The organism is Hyphomicrobium sp. B1, assembly GCF_049532635.1.
Lineage (GTDB): Bacteria > Pseudomonadota > Alphaproteobacteria > Rhizobiales > Hyphomicrobiaceae > Hyphomicrobium_B.
The window spans coordinates 195,948-213,802 of record NZ_CP134871.1 but is presented as its reverse complement, the minus strand read 5'-3'; the positions used below and the strand labels follow the sequence as shown (position 1 = coordinate 213,802).

Below are 17,855 nucleotides of genomic sequence, written 5' to 3'. Positions count from 1 at the left end.
TGGACGGGCTAATTTCTTGCCCTTTGAACTTAACGTAGCGCGGAGCCAATGCGGCTGAGATCCGCACTTGTGCCAAGTTAGCGCGCCCTATTTCCGAGGACCTCTTGCACAACCCGATCGACAATTGCTTTTCGTAGCTCCGTGAATTCAAACTGCTCGAAGATCGGAACCAGAAGTGCTTGCACCCGCTCCTCAATGTTGATTCCGATCTCCTCGGTGGGAAAGGTCAGACTGCTCGAAATTGATTCTTCGGCACACCGCGCGCCCTCTAGCACGTTCCATCTTAGGCTATGACAGCACAATCGTCTTCCCACGGCGCTGTAGTACCGAAGAATCACACTGATCTGCGAGTTCGCGCCAGCAAAACGTAACGCCAGAGCCTCGACGAATTTTAGAAGTTCCGTCACACGGTAAATCGGCAAAATCCAGTCGAATAGAGGTGGTTGCGGTCGAGGCATGCGGTTCGCCATGAAGTCAGCACGATCCTCTTGCATCGGGCGCAACAGAAAGCCTTTCCCATCCCGCGAAATGCGCCAATAGTCACTGGTTTCGCCGTTGTTATCTGCAAGGTTGGCAAGCCACGCTTCGATCAGATCGCCACGAGCTACGGGACGACGTCCTTCCGCCTGCAAGTACGTAAATGGCGGCCAACCAGAATAAGCCGGCATGTCCTGACGCAGCATCTCGTTGAGTGCGTTCAGGGACTCTGCTTGGAAACCCTCTATCGAGAACGAAAATGTCCAATGTCCCTCGGCCAATCGGTGTGGGCTGTCGGCCGCCAGCTGCGCTATCTTCGCGGTCCATGCCGCGTAGCTTTCGCGATCCCACTCTTCAAGATTGGGTCTTGGAGTTTGATCAGTCTCAGCCAGAGGGTTTATGACCTTCCTCATCGCAGTGAGAAGGTCGTCTTGGCGCGCCTTCACCAGCCGATCAATGAGTTTCTCCCAATCGTCTTGCGTTCGTGATGGTTCACTTGCCCCCCCAGGTCGACGTACGTAGACGCGATCCGTTTGTAGTATGCGCTGCTCGGGATCTGCGCGCGACGCCCACAATGGCGTCCGGTGATCTCCAGGAACAATGATAACGGGATGCCTGATCTCTGAACCCAGTCTTTGGGCATACGCGACGCGACACTGACAGGGCGGAGTTACATATCGCGCCACCACCGCTGCAATCCGGTCTTGTGAGAAAGCCTCTAGGTGTCCCTGCTCCGGTGCAATTTCCGGGTGCCCCTGAGCCGTGTCGTCGAAACCAATAAATATTGCACCGCCTCCGCTGTTGGCCAGTGCTATAATCTCTTTCGCCAATCGCGCTCTCTCACGCTCCTCTGCCAGTCCTCCGAGCCAGTTTTTGACCTCAACGTAGAGGCCTTCTTGAAGGTTATTGATCAGCGCTTGAATTTGCTCGTCGGTCATAGACTACCATTGGCTTGCTGGCGCTCAGTGCCAGCACCGCGCTTGTGGACGTTTTTTCGCCGCGCAAGTTTGATGGGCCCGAGTGGGCGGGTTGGACGACTTTTTGCGGAGGCCGCCCACTCCGAATCGAGGATGCTCGGATATAGGTACAAATTCAAGGAAAGGGCGGTGTCCTCTCTTGCCTCTACAGCAGGCCTCACCTGCTGAAGGAACCTGAACATCGGACAACAGCCAGCCTGATTGGTTGGAGAGGTTTCCAGGTTCGCGGGCTGTGGTGGATCGCCTTAGTCGGCGATCCACCACATACTTCTTGCGGAGGTCAGTTCTACGAAAATGGAAGCCGAAGCCCCTAAGCCAAGTGAAGAGAATGACATCGGCAGCTCCACCAGGGAACTGTTGATGCGGCGCGCGCATACTAGCCTTGGATTTTGTGCCGTGGCGGTCATTGGCGTTGGCAAACTCAGCCGAGTGCTCGTAAGCTACGATCCAGATCGAGCAGTAAAACTAATGCACAAGGCTCTCGGCGATGAGATGCCGAGCAGCCCATCGAGTAAGATCGAAACTGATCCTCGTGATTGGTTCTCCCTTAGCCCCGAACAGGCTCACAGAATACTAGCCGCAGCCGAGTTGCCCATCGTTCCTCTGGATTGGAATAGTATTCGCGACAATGGGAACGCAAGCCGGTTCACACCGGAAGAGATGTATTTCTACGGCATTGCGGCGATCGCGCTTCTGCTAAATGACATGCACGTTCTTCACATCTATCCATCAACGGCCGCACGCCCGCCGGTGGGTCATGCCGAAAAACTTGCGAAGGCATCGCGCCGATTCCGAGACATCTTGAACGATCCGGCAACTGATCGCCTTATTTCGGACTGGCCTGAATTACAAAAGTTTCGATCTCTCACAGCCGAGCTTACGCTGATCGCCAATATGACTGCAAACGCGAGACAAGCGGAAACTAAGCGACAGCGCAACGACGAAAGCGCGAACTCACGGCAAGTATTTGTCCGCGATAAGCTGACAGAATGTTTTGAAGGTCTATATGGACGCAAAGCAGGCGCTTCGAGACCAAGTGGCACTGGAGAAGTTGGAGGCCCTTTCGTTAGATTTGCCACCACGTTTTTCGCTGAGATTGGAATGCCTGTCGCCGCTGAGACTATTGCTCGCGATCTACGCCGGCGGCCCAACAAAGAGACTTGAGAGCAGTTGGCTTAAACTCGTACACATTGGAACAAACTGATTGCAAAGAGGAAGGCGGGGCAGGTCCTTTTTGCCGGCCCGCGGCGAATTAAGGCCATGCTGATTTACCGATGGACTGGTAACCTGCGCGTTTCAACTGCTCGGACACCCGAAGCTCGAGAGCACGGTTCGTTATCTCGGCATCGAGGTTGATGATGCGATCGACATTTAACGCGATACCTCCGAGAGCGGACGTGCTCGGAGATCGCTTTCGCCTCGCCGATACCGGCGCGTCTACTTCCGCAATTGGGACTTAGCGGACGTCTTGTAGGCGATTTTCGAAGGAATAATCGAGAAGGCGCTCGATGAAGGAACAGAACCGACTTGTTTGATTATGTAGGAAATCACATGCGGCTATCGCAGCGCATAATGTATCTTATGTTAAATCGAGTCCGGCGTTGGACCTCCCGCCATTGATTTCTGTAACGACAATCGCTCAGAACGTTTCTGCATAAATTCGGATACAGCGGTACGCCTTCGTCTCCCGCCGCACGTAATTCGGATCAGGCCATGCCCAACTTTTTGCGGGAGAACCGCGCCGGTACCTCGCCTTCGCTCGTCATGCCCGGGTAAACGAACCGCGCGATGACGATGCGACGAGGATTGCGGACAAACAGCACGTTGAGCGCCGTCAGGGAGGGAACACGCATGCTCCTCAGCCCATCCGCCCGGTCATCGTGAACATCAACCCGCAACGTGATCCCGGCGTTGATGCGCTCGATGAAGTTACCAAGCTTATTGACCGCGGCGTTCGCGCGGAACGCCCGCTTGCTGAATACGACGCGCCAAAGCTCAAAAAGGTCGAGCCCCGCGCCCGCCGTCATGTAGACCGGCCGCGCACGCGGCGTGCCGCCGGTGAAGATTTGCGGGGCGCGGAAATCCGCAACGCTTCCGAATTCTTTCCGCAAGGGCGACAGCACCACATCGAACATCTCTTTCGCATCGATATCGTCTTCCGCCTGGACGTGATTGACGCTGTCCAGGCGGCGGAGAGTTTCCTCCCACCACTGCTGTTCGCTGGTAAGCTTTTTCCGTTCAATGTAGTCGCGGATTGCCTCGTCCGTTGCCCGCCTCACCGGCGGGCAACGCTTATTCTTCGACAACGCGGACAATTCTTCCGCTAACGCCGCATCGACCGAGAGGCTTGAACGAGAACCCAAATGACTTGCTTTCTTGCCGGGCTATTTTAGCACCGTTGGTGCGGACGCGCTTCTAAATGCCTGCAAAAGCGGCAGAACCTATCCACCGAGAGAGCGCGAAACGCTTCAGTGCCAATAAGCAACAGATCACGCCGTGCGAGAAAAAGGGGCTGTAAAGACAGCTCTATGGCAGCGAACCCCGGAGCAGCGAAATGCTTTCCGCGTTCCGGGCCTGAACATCACGTCGGGGATTGCCGGACCAAGCCTCTCGCCTTCGACAAATAAGGCCCCTCCCCGCATGGGGTGATTTTCTTTCGCGACCTATTCATGTGGATGGGCATCCCGCCGCCGCGCCCGCGTATGTTTTGCGCGTGGGTGTACAGCGGGGTATTTTCAGTGGCAGCTTTTGAAACCGAGCAATTGGATATAGGCGACCTGTTTTCCGACGCGTTCGTCTTCAGCTTCCCTCTCTATCAGCGGCCCTATGGGTGGGGACCGGAAAACGCTGAAGCGTTGCTTACCCGTGAGCTGGCCGGCACGTTGGCCACTGCCTGGGATTTGTGAGTTCCGCGGCTCCGCAGTCGTTATCTGGTCCTTGCGTTCGACCGTCGGCTGCGGCAGCTTAACGATGTTATTTTATCAGATGTTTTGAGTGAATATGCTTATTGATAGCGTGATCCAGGCGTCGACCGACGTCGATCTTCTGCAGGCATGGAATTCCTATCTTGCGGAAATAATGACTCGGAGCCAGATGCTCGCCGGCATTGCCTTGCGCTTTGTCGTGAGCCAGCGGCCTAAGCTCACTTACGAAATTGCCACCGGCCCCGCCCGCGCGGACGTGGAGGGGTTCCTCAATTGCCATCCGGTGGGGACAGGTGCCGCCCCCAAACCGAGGGTGGTGCCCTGGAAGACAAGGATCGTGGCGTTGGAGCCTCGCGGCGTGGCGGCTGGCGTCTACGCGACCGGAGCCAGGGACGGGGACCTCGAGGAAGCGGTGGGCGCCTTCACCGACCCGAAAGTCCTGGCCGCGCTCGAGCACAGCCACCGCCTGTTCGACAAGGACGTGAACCACATCAAGCGGGTGACGATGTACAGCAAGCACCCCTGCCTGCTGATCGATGAACATCGCCACATCCACGCGATGAACCTCCTGGCCAAGAACCTGCTGCATTCCGGCGCGGCGAATGTCTCGGTTTCGCCGAACGAGCAACTGAACTTCGGCACCCGCGAGGCGAGCCGGATGTTTGCGGAGATGGTGGAGGCCTTCTTCAGGGGCGCGCATGAGGAGGCGCGAACGCTGCTTGAAAACGACCTCTTGGGTCACCTGTCGCGGGAACGCTCAAGCTGGGTGTCCGGCGAGCACCTTGCCCTCCTGCACCTTAAACCCCTCCGCCAGCCGCTGATGCTTGATCCGATGCGGGTGTCGAAGGTCACCAAGCTTTCCATCGCGCAGGCGCGGCTGGTGTGCGCGCTGGTCCGTGGCCTCGACCTTCGCCAGTATGCGGAGGAGGCGAACGTGGCGTTGCCAACCGTGCGCTGGCATATGCGCAAGGTGCTCTGCCACCTCGAGTGCACGTCCCAGTACCAGGTCGTGGCGCTGATGAAGGAAATTTTCGGATAGCGGTGGGTTGCCGCGTGGCGTCGGGCACGCGCGCCTTTGCTGGACGACCTCCTGCGTCTGTCCGGCCGGCAACGGATCGGGAGTTGAGTTGGTTTCCCCGTCATGGGTGACGATCGGAAACCATGTATTATCGGTGTGCCGATAGGCTGGGCGCCGGAAGGTGAGGCGGACCATTACATGGTCTGCCCGGGCTGCGGCGCGCTCATCGACATGCGGGATCTCGGAATGGCGCTTGGCCATGCCGGGGAGTTGCCCCATGGGCCCGGCGTCATACGGTCGTGATCAGCCCGAACCTGGGGCTCACGCCAGGGCAAGCTGCCCGTCGTAGGCATCGAGCATGAAGAAATAGAATTCGGCGCCGCGGTCATCGGCGTCCGCGCGGTTCATCACGCGGTAGGCGGACCGGTTCATCGCCATCCATTCGGCGAAGCTTTGCGTGCCGTCAAAGGCCCGGTCAAAGAGCCGGCGGAATTCAGGCTCGTGAAAATCGTTCGTCATCTTGCAAGTAAAGATCACCGCGCCAAGGCGCACAAGCAGGTGGGAGTAAAAGAAGCATACGGATCGAGCTTCGGCGTGTGCCCACGAAGTGGACATCAAGTGGGACGCCGCTGGCGACGCGGCCCGCTTTGAAACCCCTGCAACGTTCACTAACGGTCGTGCCCCTGGGCGATCTGGACGCTCAAAGGGGCGGGATTATCGAATTTCGCCCTCTCATGGATGCAGGTTGGCTGCCCGCACGATCCATGGCAATTGCCGAGGTTGTCGGTTCCCATGCAATGGACGGAACCGCAGGTGCTGCAGGTCCACATCCCGAATTTGGTGCCGTTGTTGGTGCCGGATGTTTCGCAACACGGGCAGCGGAACTTCGAGGCGTCGATGCTGCTGTAGATCGCCGCGGAAGGAGGGGGCAGCGAAGGCGCGGAATAGCCTGGTTTGGGGATGAAGGCGGCCGCCCAGTGCAGGGTCCCGTTCTGGACGTAGCCGCTCACGATGTAACGCTGCCTGGTGCGCGAGCAGTGGACGTAGAACTGCAGGAATTCGGTCATGCGGTGCTCCCTGTTGAGCGGCGATGATGGGCGGGGGCACGGCGAACGTAACCATCCGGGCGGATAGGTCCGGGAAAAAGAAATAGGCCACCTCCCGGTGGGAAGGTGGCCCAGACGACCAGCGGTGCGCTCACGCGGCAACGGCGGTTTCAGTGTCGCCGTCAGCCTCGGTGAGGAACTCCGGCAAGGCTTCTTCGCCCTCGGCCTCGCCGTCATCGGCCTCATCCACATCGGGCAGAAGGGTTGCCGGATCGACGGTCCTTAGAACCTCGGGCAACCAGCCCGTGCCCGTGAGAAGCCGTTCGGCCTCACGGACCATGCCCTCCTTCTTCATGTCGGAGATGAGGTGCGCCTTGTCTTCGCCGAGTGCTTCCTCCACCGCCGCGATGATGTGCGGCTTGGACACGCGCGAGAGGTACATGTCGCCGGAGGGCTGCCAGCCCGCCGCCACCATGCTGAGGCCCAACGCGTGCGCGACCTGGTCGCGGTTGCGTTTGACATCTCGCCGGCTCGTCTGGACCGCATTGACGCTCATCGCGGCGCAGTGGGCGAAGAGGCCGTGTTTCTCGGCATCGTCCATGTCCCACAGGGCGGCCCAGAGCTTGGTGCGGTCCTTCGGCAGCTTCGCGCGCCAGGCTTCATTGCGCTCGTCGAGGGCGACCGTGGTCTTCCAGGTGTCCAGCCCCGGCGCGTTGGCCGCGAAGTTGTGCTGGATGCTCAACTGCATGCAGCTGTCATAGGAGGCATGATAGAAGTGCGAGAGGACCATCGTGTGGAGTGTGGTCACGAAGGCGACACGGAAGTCCTTGCTCATGGCATCACGCATCGCCACCGTGCGGTATGAGGTCAGGTCCTGCACAAGGCGCTCGGCGATGGGTTTGGGCGCGTTGTCATCCTCGGTTTCATCATCCGAGGTTGCGGTGGCCTCGGGCGTTGCCGCTTTTTCCTCGTCCTCGGGTTTCACGAAACCGGGCTGCACGAGGAGCTCTCCCGATGGGCTGATCGACAGGAGCACGCCGGAGCGCGCCATCTCCTCGGTGGTGAAGACGGCAGGCTTTTTGCGGATGGCCTCGGCTTCGGCGTCCAGGGCCTCGAATTCCTCCTGGAGCCCGTCGTCGGTCTCGTCGGCGTCATCCTCCGACATGCGGTCGAGTTCCTCAAGGCGCGCAGCGATTTTCTCGAGGCGCTTCTCCTCCTTCTTCGTCAGCGGCGCCGAGCTTCCGGTGATGCGGCCAAGGGATTGCTTGGCGGCGTAGTCGACATCGAGCGCGGCGTCGACCCACTTCCATCCGGCGGCGAGGAGGGCGGCGCGTTCGGTGGCGAGTTTCGCATCGACGAGACGGGTCAGGGTGTCGACATCCTCGATGTAGCCGCTGTCCTTGGTGTCGAACATGTCGCGCAGGACGGTGCCGTTCGCGGCTTCGTAGGCCTTGAGGCCCACGAACTTCACGCGGCGGTCGGAGAGCGCGATGGTGTTTTCGGTGAGGGCGCGCTTGATGGCCCACGCGGCGCCGTTCATGGTGCCGTTGGAGATCGCCTTGAAGAGCGTGTCCTGGCGCTTGTGGTCGTCGATGATGCAGAAGGCCATCAGCTGATCGAGGTCGAGCTTGTCGCGGCCGTAGGCGTCAAGGAGCTTCGGGCTCGCCGACACGAGGCGCAGGCGCTGTTTCACCACGGTGGGCGTGACGCGGTAGGTGGCGGCGATCGCCGCATCCGACATGCCGTCATCCTTCATCGCCTTGAAGGCCTTGAACTCATCGAGCGGGTGCAGGTTCTCGCGCTCGGTGTTTTCTGTGAGGCTCACGTCGGCGGCGACGCCGGCGGTCTCGACGATCGCGCGAACGGGGAAGTCGGGCGCGATGCGGCCTTGCTTCAGGAGAAGCTGCAGGGCGCGGAAGCGACGGCCGCCCGCGTGGATTTCGTAGAGGCCGACGCCGTCCGCATCGCCGGCGGGCCGGAGGATCAGGTTTTGCAGCAGGCCCTTGGCGGCGATGCTTTCGGCGAAGTCGCTGATGCTTTTGGGGTCGTAGATGTTGCGGACATTCGCGGCGCTGAGGACGAGCTTGTTCAGCGGCACGGTGATTTCATTGTGCTGCGGGATCGGCGCTGTCGCGGCGGGTTTGGCTTTGGCCATGGTCGGTACTCCTGTCGGTTTTCGGAAGACCCGGGAGAGCCTCTCTCTCCCCTCTGCCTTCCTCACCCTCGCCATCCCATCCTTTCCCCTGGGGCCGTCGTTGATCCCGCCCGCGCTGGCCGCCGAACGACACATGGTCGAAGCCATGCGCAACGACCCGCTTCTTGAAGGTCATGCGGGTCATGCCGAGCAGGCGCCCGCCTTTGGTGAGGTTTCCATGGCAGCGCTCGAGGGCAAAGCGGATGAGCGCGCCATCGGCGATCCAGGAGAGGTCGTGCGGGGCGACGAAGCCCACGGTGTCGTGGAGGGCGGCGACGAGCTTGTCCTGCAGGAAGGCCTTGCGCGCCTCGAGGGTGATGGGTGGTGATGGATAGGCCATGGCGGTTCTCCCGTTGATGCGGGCAATGAGGGATTGTCTCTTCTGTCCGTGCTCCGCGGTGCGAACCCCTTTCTTTTCCTCTTCCACCATGAAAGGACCGCCAGCGCAGCGCGCTGGCGGTTGCTATTGGCGGAGCTAGCGGCTCCGCATGTCGATGAGCGAGACGCCGAGCTTCTTGGCCTTGTCGGCGAGGTTGTCGGTGATGCCGTTGCCCGGGAAGACGATCAGGCCCTGCGGCATGGCCTCCAGCATGCGGTCGTTGCGCTTGAACGGCGCCGCCTTGGCGTGGAGTTTGAAGTCGGGGCGGAACACGAACTCCCGCACCTTGCGGGCTTCGGCCCAGCAGGAGGCGATGCGCTCGGCGCCACGCTGGTTGCCACCGTGCATGAGGATCATGTCCGGGTATTTGGCGAAGACCTTGTCGAGGACCCTCCAGATGCCGTCGACATCGTTGCAGTCCTGGCCGCCCGCGAAGGCGATCTTGGTGCCCGAGGGCAGGAGCACGTTGGTCTCGGCGTACTTGCGGGCCGAGAGGAAGTCGCGGCTGTCGATGAGCGACGCCGTCATCTTCTTGTGGTTGACGAGGGAGCCGCGGCTGGGCTTCCAGGCGGACCCGGTGAAGTCGGCGTAGGATTCGGCCGCGGCGTCCCGCATGGCTTCGAAGGCCTCGCGGCGGTCGAGGAGGTTGTGGCCCTTGTCGAGGAGGCGCTCGAGCTCGAGGGAGCGGATTTCGGAACCGTCCTGCTGCTCCTGCGCCTCGCGCTGGCGGAGCTCGTTGTCGTCGAGCTCGCGCTGCAGCCGGTCCAGCTTGATCTGGAACATGTTGACCACGGACCAGAGGAGGTTCGGCACGTCGGGCTCAAGTGCCGTGTCGGCGAGCGGGGCGGTGACGGCCTCGAAGAGGTGGGTGACGATGGCCGCGATGGCGTCGTCTTCCGGGACAGGGCGCGTGTCGGGCTCGTCCTCGCGCGGTGAGAAGCCATGGAGGGCCATGTGGTCCGCGGCGCGCGCGGTGGCGGAGGAGGTGGGGTAGCCGGTCAAGGGATTGGTGAGTGTCATGGGATAAGCTCCCGTTGTTTGAGGACTTGCCGGCGCCCATCGCCGGCCTTTCCGGCGAGCCCTTGGCCGGGGTTCCGGGCGGGGCAGCACCGCCCCTCTTGGCGGCCGTAGCGGAGCGGAGGACGAAGGGCCGAACTCTTTTGCTTCGCGATGCAAAGGGCGCGAAGCGCCCGGCGGAAAAGAGTTCCAGGCCCGCCGTTGCGCCCGGACCGGACTCTGGCCCACTCGCCGCCCCTTAAAGGCCGATGGACGTCGGAGGGCCCCACACCTCGGGTCTCCCCAAACCGCACCCCTTCCCGTCCGGCCCCCTATCTTGCGCGCGGGGGCCGGTCGACCTCCGACAACTGATCGGCCAACCGGGCAAAGGTCGCCTCCGGCCCATCCCGCACGAGATCGGTGTTCCAGTCATCGTGCCGGGGAATGAGCAGGCGGATGTGCGCGACGTCATCCATGGCGCGGAAGATCAGCGACTGCGCCGCCGTCCTGCCGGGAGAATCGTTGTCCACGGCGATGTAGAGGCGTTTGAGGTCCTTCGGCAGCCGGAGCGCGGCCAGGTGGTTCCCGGAGCCCGCCGCGTTCATCGGCATCGAGGGCAGGAGCGAACGCAACGTAAGAACGGTCTCAAGCCCCTCCCCGACGAGCAGCGCGTCTCCCGCCGGGCCGATGCGGATCGCATGGCCGAGCTGGTCCCCGAGCACGAGGCGGGGGGTGCTCACCGTGGCCTTGGCCCGGCCATCCTCGGCAAGGTAGGTCCTGAGCACGGCGGTGACATCGCCGGTAAGGCTGGTGATGGCGGCGACGAGCGCGGGCAGCCTCATCAAGGCCGCGCTGTCGCGCGCCCGGTAGAAGCAACTCGGATGGAACCGCAAGGACGGGATGTCGCCAAGCCCGGTGATGCCGCGCGAGGAGAGGTAGGTCTCGGCAAGGCTTCCCTTGACGGGGCGTGACCCCGCGAACAACCGCCGCGCGGCCTCGGGGCTGTTGCGCGGTGCCGGAGCACGCATGGGGTACTCGACATGGCGGGGTTCGGACAGGAACGTGAGCGCTTCCTCCCGCACGTCGGACCAGTTGTTGAGCTGGCGGTTGATGCGGATGAGGTCGACGAGGTCGCCATATTCGCCGGTCGCCTCATCGGTCCAATTTCCGGCGGCACCCGGCCCTGAGGTCGGGCCCACCAGGCGCACCCAGAGGGACCGCCCGCGCGTGTTGAAGACGTCGCCCACCAGCCAGTAGCGGCCGCTCTTCATGCCGTTCGAGAGATAGTGCGCGCATACCGCCTCGGCATGCTGCGCCAACCGCTCCGAGATATGCCGGATGTCGTGTGCCATGGCGTCATCCTCACTCAATTCGGTTTCCGCACGACGGCATGACGTGCGAGCAGGTTTGAAAGGACCCTCGGGCCATCCGCGCCGGTGGGCAGGAACAACCGAGTGGCGTAGGCGATGATCTCCGGGAACAGGCCCATGGCCTTGAGCTTCGGCAGCATGTCGTGCGTGAAGCCCTGGAGCTCGATGCGCGGTTGGCCCATGCTGCGCACGCGTTTGAGCACGAAGCCCGGTTCCAGTTTCACGGTCCCGCCGTCGGTGAGGCGTTGCCACAGCTCTTCGGCTGAAAGGTGCGGGCCATCCGGCACGTCGAACTGGTCCAGGCACTCGGGCGGCAACAGGCGGCCGAGCACACCCACACCGTCGTCGGTCACAAAACGGAACACGCGGGGGTGCGCGAACGGCAATTTCTTCCAGATCGGCAGCAGCAGGCCGGTGATCATGTGGAAGCGGCTGTCGACGTATTCCGGCACGGCGTCGACTTCGGCTTGCCACAGCGCGCCGAAGGTCGCGCGGTCGGTCGCCTCCCAGTGGGTGTCCTCCATCATCGACACGGGAACGGCGATATTTTCGGTCGGCCGCAGCAATCGCACCCGCTGTTGGACCGTGCCGTCGTCCAAGGTGAGCGAGGAGGTCGGAACCTGCAGCGCCACCCGGGATGACTTCCTGTTGACAAGCATCACCGCCGCATCACCGGCCTCCGAGGCGCGCGCGAGGACCTCGGCAAGCTGCAACGGCTTGTTCCGGTCCCGGCGCTTGATGTCGAGGATTTCGGTCTTCGCGCCGGTGAGGCCGTGCACCGCGATGACACGGCGGCCCACGAGTTCCAACCGTTCCGCGCGGATGGTTTCAAGCCCGACCTCATAGGTCCCCTTGGCGATGGCTTCCTGCACGCGTCCGTCGATGAGGTCCTCGAAGACCTCGAACAGCGCGTTCTGCAAACCGATCTGGAGCGCCAGCATCCGGTTGAGGAACGTGTGCATCGGCGGGAGATCGTCCAGCAACGTGCCGCTATCCGCGTTGGTGAGCGAAAGGCCGGTCACGTCCTCGAACATCCGGAGGGAGCAGCACGCCACCTTCCCCAGATGGATGAGGGTGTAGAACTGTCGGAGCGCCGCCCACGCGTAAACGCTTTCGAGGTTGTCCGAGGCGCGGAACAAGCCTTGGCCGCCGGTCTTGCGTTCCCCGCGCGTGATCGCGCCGAGCGAGTCCAGCCTGCGCGCGATCGTGGAGAGGAAACGCTTTTCTCCGCGCACGTTGGTGGCGACGGGGCGGAACAGGGGAGGCTGCGCCTGGTTGGTGCGGTTGGAGCGGCCGAGACCCTGGATGGCGGTGTCCGCCTTCCACCCGGCCTCGAGGAGGTAATGGACGCGCTTGCGCCGGTTGAGGCATCCCTTGTCGGCGTGGTAGCTCCGGCCGGTGCCGCCGGCGTCGGAAAAGACGAGGATGCGCTTCTTGTCGTCCATGAAGGCTTGGGTCTCGCCGATGTTTGACGAGGCGGGACGGTTCTCGACCGCAAGCACCTCACCCCGTGCAGTGGATTTGCGCACGATGCGGCGCGAGCGGCCGGTGACTTCCGCCACGGCGTCAGCGCCGAAATGGTGGATGAGCTGGTCAAGGGCCGATTGCAGCGGCGGCAGCGCCGACAGGCGGAACATCAGGTCGTCGCGCATCTCCTCGGCCTCGCGGCTCGCCACAGGATTGCCTTCGGCGTCGAAGACCGGACGTGAGGCGAGCTGCCCCTCGTCGTTGGTGTAGGTCTCGTAAAGCTGGACCGGGAACGAATGCTTCAAATACGACAGGCAATATTCCCGTGGCGTGACATCGAAATTGAGGTCGTCCCATTCGGATTGCGGCAACTCGGCGAGACGGCGTTCCAGCAAGGCTTCCGACGTCGAGACCAATTGCACCACCGCGGCGTGGCCATCGCGCAGCTGGGCCTCGATGTCGGCGATCAGCGTCGGCATCTTCATCGCGGTGATGAGGTGGTTGAAGAAGCGCTGCTTGTTGCCTTCGAACGCGGACCGCGCGGCACTCTTCGCATTCTTGTTGAGGCATTCGCCCGCCTCGCCGGAGATCCCGGTGGCGGACAGGGCCTCGTTCAGATGCGCATGGATGATCTGGTAGGCCTTGGCGTACTCGTCATAGATCTCGACCTGGCCCGGCGTGAGCGTGTGTTCAAGCATCTCGACCACCACGCCCTCGTAGGACAGCGACCGCGCCACGTAGAGGCCGAGCGCCTTCAGATCGCGGGCAAGCACCTCGGTGGAGGCGATGCCGCCTTCATTCATCGCAACCAAAAACGACGTGCGCGTATCAAACGGCAGGTCGTCCGAGCCCCATAGTCCCAGGCGTTGCGCATAGGCGAGGTTCTCGACAGTCGTGGCACCGGTCGCGGACACGTAGACCACGCGGGCCTCCGGCAAGGCATGCTGCAACTTGAGGCCGGCGAGGCCTTGCTGCGACGCCTTCTGGTGGCCGCGGTTGGATGTGGAGCCGCCGGCGTTGCCCATCGCGTGGGCCTCGTCGAAGACGATGACGCCGTCGAAATCGCGGCCGACCCAGTCGAGGATCTGCTGCAGGCGGGATGGCTTGCCTTCGGACTCCGAGCGGAGCGTGGCGTAGGTGGTGAACAGGATGCCCTCGCGGAGCTTGATGGGCTTGCCTTGGCGGTAGCGGTCCTGGGGCACCACCAGCAACCGTTCCTGCATCAGCGCCGACCAGTCGCGCTGGGCGTCCTCGAGCAGCTTGTCGGATTTGGAGATCCAGAGCGCGCGGCGGCGTCCCTTGAGCCAGTTGTCGAGGATGATGCCGGCGACCTGCCGCCCCTTCCCGACGCCGGTGCCGTCGCCGAGGAAGAAGCCGCGGCGGAACGAAACCCCGGCGCCGTCCGCCGTGGCGGTGAGGACGTCCAGCGTTTCATTGACTGTCCACCGTCCGGCGAGGTGGCGCGCGTGGGCTTCACCCGCGTAGATGATGGTTTCCAGCTGGGCGGCCGAGAGCAATCCCTGCGCGACCAGGCCGTCCGGCAGATGCGGCCGGTAGGTCGGGATCGGCGGCAGCACCGACGCCATCGCCGCCGACTGCACGATCTTGTCGGGGTGCGGTGCCGCGCCGGGGATGCGGATGCGCTCGGGGGCATAAGGTTCGTACAAGGCGTCGATCGACGTGGCGCGGGGCTGGGCGTCGGACATCACCTCGTAGTCGAGCTCGATGCCTTGGGTCTCGCGAGCCACGGCGGGACCGGCGGCCGGCGCGGGCGATGGGGTGATCGTGGTCCCGCGTGTCCCGGCCGGTTTCGGCGGAACGGGAGCCGCAGGGTATGACCCGGACGACGGCAACCGCGCGGGCAACTCGCAAATCAGGTGGAGCAATTCGGCGGGCGTGGCGCAAATGCCCCGGATGGGCCGATGGCCGGGCGGCGTGGGCGCCTTGTCGAAGACCTGGAGCCGCGTCTCCATGGTGGTTCCGTGGCGGCGGTATAGCCTGCCGTCGAGCCCGGCCGAAAGCTGCATCGTGCACTCGGCCCGCATGCGGTGGAAGGCATCCGCATAGCGGGTGTCGTCGGGTGTCAGTCCGAACGAGGTGATGGCCACCAACCGGCCTCCCGGCGCCAGGCGGCGCAAGGCCGACCTCAGGTGGCGGAGATCCACGCCCGCCATGGTGCCGCTGACGTGGGGCGAGGCCGAAAAGGGCGGATTCATCAACACGACGGTCGGCACCAGGGACCTGTCCGCGCGGTCATGCAGCTGCTCGGCGTTGAAGCGCGTGAGTGGGGCACCGGGGAACAGCAGCTGGAGGATGTCCGCGCGGCTGTTGGCGTATTCGTTGAGCGCGAGCTTATTGGTCACCGCCGCGCCGAACACCGCAAGCTGCCCTGTGCCGGCGGAGGGCTCAAGGACGACATCGTCGGCGCGCAATCCCGCCGCCTCGCCCACCAGAAAGGCCAGCTCCAGAGGTGTCGAGAATTGCTGGAGGGCGACGCTTTCCTCCGACCGCCGCGTGTGGGTGGGCAGCAAGGCGGCCGTCTTCTCCAGCATCGTGAGTACGGCGGCGCGGGAGCGTTCGCGGCGGATGGCGGGCAGGTATTTCCTGAGGAACAGCACCTGCGCCACCTCCACGCTTTCGTAAGCGTCCTTCCAGCTCCACGCCCCGCTCGCGTCGGAGGCCCCGAACGCGGTCTCCATGGCGCTCCGCAGGATCGTCGCGTCGAGGTGACGGCCGCCTGAGAGCGTTTTGAGGAGGATTTCGCCCGCCCGGATGATTGCCGGTGCGTCTGAGGATTCAAAAACAGCCTCAGAAGGCGGCGAAGCGGCTATTGTGGCGGTCGTGATGGCAGACGGTGTGTACATGGGCGGGTGCTCCGATTGACTCACCCCGGGGCCCGCGCCTCTCGCGAACCCCTCAAGGGCACCCTTCCCGGCCCCTCCTCTTCCCTCTCGCCTTTGAAATGAAAAAGCTCCCCGTACGGCGGTGCTGGCGGACCCGCCCAGGCCGACAACCGTCGCGGGGCTGTCACGCGACGCGTCCAGTGATTGACCGCAGGAAGCGTGACAGTTCCGCGCCGTCATTCACGCGAAAGGCTGTTGCGCTGATTGATTCCAGGCTGATGCGCGTTGCTCCCGCCGCCATTTTCTCGGCGAGCACGGCGTCCAGCGATACCGTCGGCGGATAGACGTTTTTGTATCCCGTTGCCGGGGACATCTGCAGGCCGAGATGGCATTGCTCCATGAGGCGGTAGACGAAGGCGCATTCCTGCGTGGTGCGCGGGCGCGTCATGATGATTTGGGGCTGGCCGTTCGCGAGCGGGAACTCCGGTCCCGGTACCGCCGGCACCATGGCGAAAAACTGGCGCTTGCCAAATTCGAGGAGGTAGCCGGTGCCTTCGGCGTCCATGCCGTGGTCCGGAAAAGTTTGCCGGTGCGCCGGGCCTTCGGTGAATAACGCCTCGGCCGTTTTGCGGACGCGGGTCCATTCGGCACGTGGGGCATAGCTGTCACCGATGAGTCCTGCGACGGCGATACCGCGCCTAAAGACGATGGCATCACTCTTGAACGTGCGCAACGGCGGCATCGTTGTGTCTTCTCCCTATGTCAGTATGCAAGTCTGTGTTCCTGGCCACCGGCCTCGCCACTTGTTCCGGCGCAACGATCGTCACCCGCGAGGGCGGAGACGCGGAACGCGGCGCCGTGAGGCATCGCCGAGTAGAGCGTGGCCCGAGGGAACCGAGGGAGCGCCCCACCGAACCCATTCCAGACAAGGCCTCTCATATCTCCAGCTCATCATCGGCCTCATCGAGCAGCATCACCTCTGGCAAAGCCGACCCGCGAACCCGCGCCGCCTGCAACACCAAAGGCTCCGCCAAATTCCTGATCGGCTGGGGGTCCTCATGACCCTCTCCGTAAACCCGCAACGCTTCCTGCCGGAACGGGTCCGTGGGAAGGGTCGCATCCGCGACCAGCCGCGCCGCCAGCACGCATTGGGTGTCATCCCACACCGCCGCATGGACATCCGGCCCCATCGCCTTCGCTACGCGCACCCGTTCGGTGTACTCCGGCGAGAGCATCAGCGGCCGGCCTTGCACCGTGCGCTGGATGTGGTCCGGGAAATAGACCAGCCGGGAAACGCCATCCCAATCCGGGTCCAGCTGGATGGACAGTGCCCCATCGGCGCTTCGCGAGTACCGGACCGCGCGCTCGAGGATGACATGGTCGCGGACGAGGCTTACGAGCCCCATCTCGATGTCGTAGGCCTCGCGGTCTGCCACCTGCTCCAGCGTCCGGTGCGGAAACGCCGCCCGCGCCTCGTCAGTGAGCGGATCATTCGGCATCAGCCGCTCCATCACCGCCACCGCGTGGTGGCATTCCATTTCGGAGGCCGCCGCCCGCGCCAGCCATTCGCCGAGCTTCAGCGCCGCTTCGGATGCTTCGAGCTCAAACGGTGTCTGCGGCCACCGCCGACCCTCCATCGCGTTGATGACGCCTTGCGGGAAATCGTCGATGGTGCTGGCCGTTTCCAGCGGGCCCATGACGTAGACGTTGAGCGTGCCATGGCGGTCGCGGACATAGTCGATGACGCGGCGGAAGGGTTTCATGGCGCCGCCTCCTCCTCGTTTTCCTCATCGGCGCCGGCCAGCGGTTCGAAGGTCGCGCTCTCCAGGATCTCATCGAGCGGCGAGGCCGACGCTCCCGCGAAATCGTGAAACGTCAACGCCGCGTCCTTCGCCACCGGGTCCATCGGAAAACGCTCCAGCACCAACCGGGTGGCAATGAGGCATTCGACATCGTCCTTCACCGCAACGAAGACGTCCCCGCCCAAATGCGCGGCGGTCAGCACCGCCTCAAGATGGATGCCGCTCTTGATCTGCGGCTCCGAAAGCAACGCGCGGCGCACATGCGGAGGAAACTGCTTGAGGCAAGGCGTGCCGTCCCAAGGCTCCGCGAACTCGAGGACGAGGTTGCCGTGTTCGCAGCGCGCGCCGTAGGGCTTCATCAC

General features: G+C 63.2%; 15 protein-coding genes and 1 pseudogene. 4 read left to right on the top strand and 12 right to left on the bottom strand.

Annotation, left to right across the window (positions count from 1 at the left end):
• Window positions 1–77 precede the first annotated feature (77 nt).
• Window positions 78–1,415, bottom strand: a complete 1,338-nt coding sequence (locus tag RLW55_RS01065; RefSeq protein ID WP_409562239.1) for a helix-turn-helix domain-containing protein — start codon at window positions 1,413–1,415, stop codon at window positions 78–80.
• Between the two features lie 333 nt (window positions 1,416–1,748).
• On the opposite strand from RLW55_RS01065, the gene RLW55_RS01060 reads away from it, so the two are divergent.
• Together RLW55_RS01060 and RLW55_RS01055 are read left to right on the top strand one after the other, a co-directional pair.
• Window positions 1,749–2,618, top strand: a complete 870-nt coding sequence (locus RLW55_RS01060) for a hypothetical protein (protein ID WP_409562240.1) — start codon at window positions 1,749–1,751, stop codon at window positions 2,616–2,618.
• Window positions 2,619–2,699: 81 nt separating this feature from the next.
• Window positions 2,700–2,829, top strand: a pseudogene (locus RLW55_RS01055) (integrase); the annotation flags it as partial.
• A gap of 331 nt (window positions 2,830–3,160) precedes the next feature.
• On the opposite strand, the gene RLW55_RS01050 reads toward RLW55_RS01055, so the two are convergent.
• On the bottom strand, window positions 3,161–3,760 hold the full coding sequence (locus tag RLW55_RS01050) for a hypothetical protein (RefSeq protein ID WP_423415335.1): 600 nt from the start codon (window positions 3,758–3,760) through the stop codon (window positions 3,161–3,163).
• A gap of 432 nt (window positions 3,761–4,192) precedes the next feature.
• Between RLW55_RS01050 and RLW55_RS01045 the strand changes: the two genes are divergently transcribed.
• Both RLW55_RS01045 and RLW55_RS01040 read left to right on the top strand, forming a co-directional pair.
• On the top strand, window positions 4,193–4,360 hold the full coding sequence (locus tag RLW55_RS01045; RefSeq protein WP_423415334.1) for a DUF262 domain-containing protein: 168 nt from the start codon (window positions 4,193–4,195) through the stop codon (window positions 4,358–4,360).
• 88 nt (window positions 4,361–4,448) lie between these two features.
• Complete coding sequence (locus RLW55_RS01040; protein ID WP_409562243.1) at window positions 4,449–5,417, top strand: helix-turn-helix transcriptional regulator; 969 nt, start codon at window positions 4,449–4,451, stop codon at window positions 5,415–5,417.
• Between the two features lie 300 nt (window positions 5,418–5,717).
• On the opposite strand, the gene RLW55_RS01035 is transcribed toward RLW55_RS01040, so the two are convergent.
• The 10 genes from RLW55_RS01035 to RLW55_RS00990 form a co-directional block, all read right to left on the bottom strand.
• Window positions 5,718–5,915 (bottom strand): hypothetical protein, encoded by a 198-nt coding sequence (locus tag RLW55_RS01035; RefSeq protein ID WP_409562244.1) that lies wholly within the window; start codon window positions 5,913–5,915, stop codon window positions 5,718–5,720.
• 149 nt (window positions 5,916–6,064) lie between these two features.
• Window positions 6,065–6,463, bottom strand: coding sequence for a hypothetical protein (locus RLW55_RS01030; protein ID WP_409562245.1), 399 nt, complete (start codon window positions 6,461–6,463; stop codon window positions 6,065–6,067).
• Window positions 6,464–6,593: 130 nt separating this feature from the next.
• The gene (locus tag RLW55_RS01025; RefSeq protein ID WP_409562246.1) at window positions 6,594–8,597 is read right to left on the bottom strand and encodes a ParB/RepB/Spo0J family partition protein; all 2,004 of its coding nucleotides are present in this window, start codon (window positions 8,595–8,597) and stop codon (window positions 6,594–6,596) included.
• Window positions 8,548–9,066, bottom strand: coding sequence for a helix-turn-helix domain-containing protein (locus tag RLW55_RS01020; protein ID WP_423415333.1), 519 nt, complete (start codon window positions 9,064–9,066; stop codon window positions 8,548–8,550). The genes RLW55_RS01025 and RLW55_RS01020 overlap by 50 nt, the downstream gene beginning before the upstream one ends.
• A 45-nt stretch (window positions 9,067–9,111) precedes the next feature.
• Window positions 9,112–10,035: a DUF2493 domain-containing protein gene (locus RLW55_RS01015; RefSeq protein ID WP_409562248.1), complete on the bottom strand. Its 924-nt coding sequence runs from the start codon at window positions 10,033–10,035 to the stop codon at window positions 9,112–9,114.
• 308 nt (window positions 10,036–10,343) lie between these two features.
• A complete protein-coding gene (locus RLW55_RS01010; RefSeq protein ID WP_409562249.1) occupies window positions 10,344–11,363 on the bottom strand; it encodes a DUF7146 domain-containing protein in 1,020 nt (339 codons plus the stop codon).
• 14 nt (window positions 11,364–11,377) lie between these two features.
• Window positions 11,378–15,712 (bottom strand): strawberry notch-like NTP hydrolase domain-containing protein, encoded by a 4,335-nt coding sequence (locus RLW55_RS01005; RefSeq protein ID WP_423415332.1) that lies wholly within the window; start codon window positions 15,710–15,712, stop codon window positions 11,378–11,380.
• A gap of 163 nt (window positions 15,713–15,875) precedes the next feature.
• A complete protein-coding gene (locus RLW55_RS01000; protein ID WP_409562251.1) occupies window positions 15,876–16,433 on the bottom strand; it encodes a hypothetical protein in 558 nt (185 codons plus the stop codon).
• A 193-nt stretch (window positions 16,434–16,626) separates the two neighbouring features.
• Window positions 16,627–17,454: a hypothetical protein gene (locus tag RLW55_RS00995; protein ID WP_423415331.1), complete on the bottom strand. Its 828-nt coding sequence runs from the start codon at window positions 17,452–17,454 to the stop codon at window positions 16,627–16,629.
• The gene (locus RLW55_RS00990) at window positions 17,451–17,852 is read right to left on the bottom strand and encodes a hypothetical protein (RefSeq protein ID WP_409562253.1); all 402 of its coding nucleotides are present in this window, start codon (window positions 17,850–17,852) and stop codon (window positions 17,451–17,453) included. Before RLW55_RS00990 ends, RLW55_RS00995 begins: the two co-directional genes overlap by 4 nt.
• Between the last annotated feature and the right edge of the window lie 3 nt (window positions 17,853–17,855).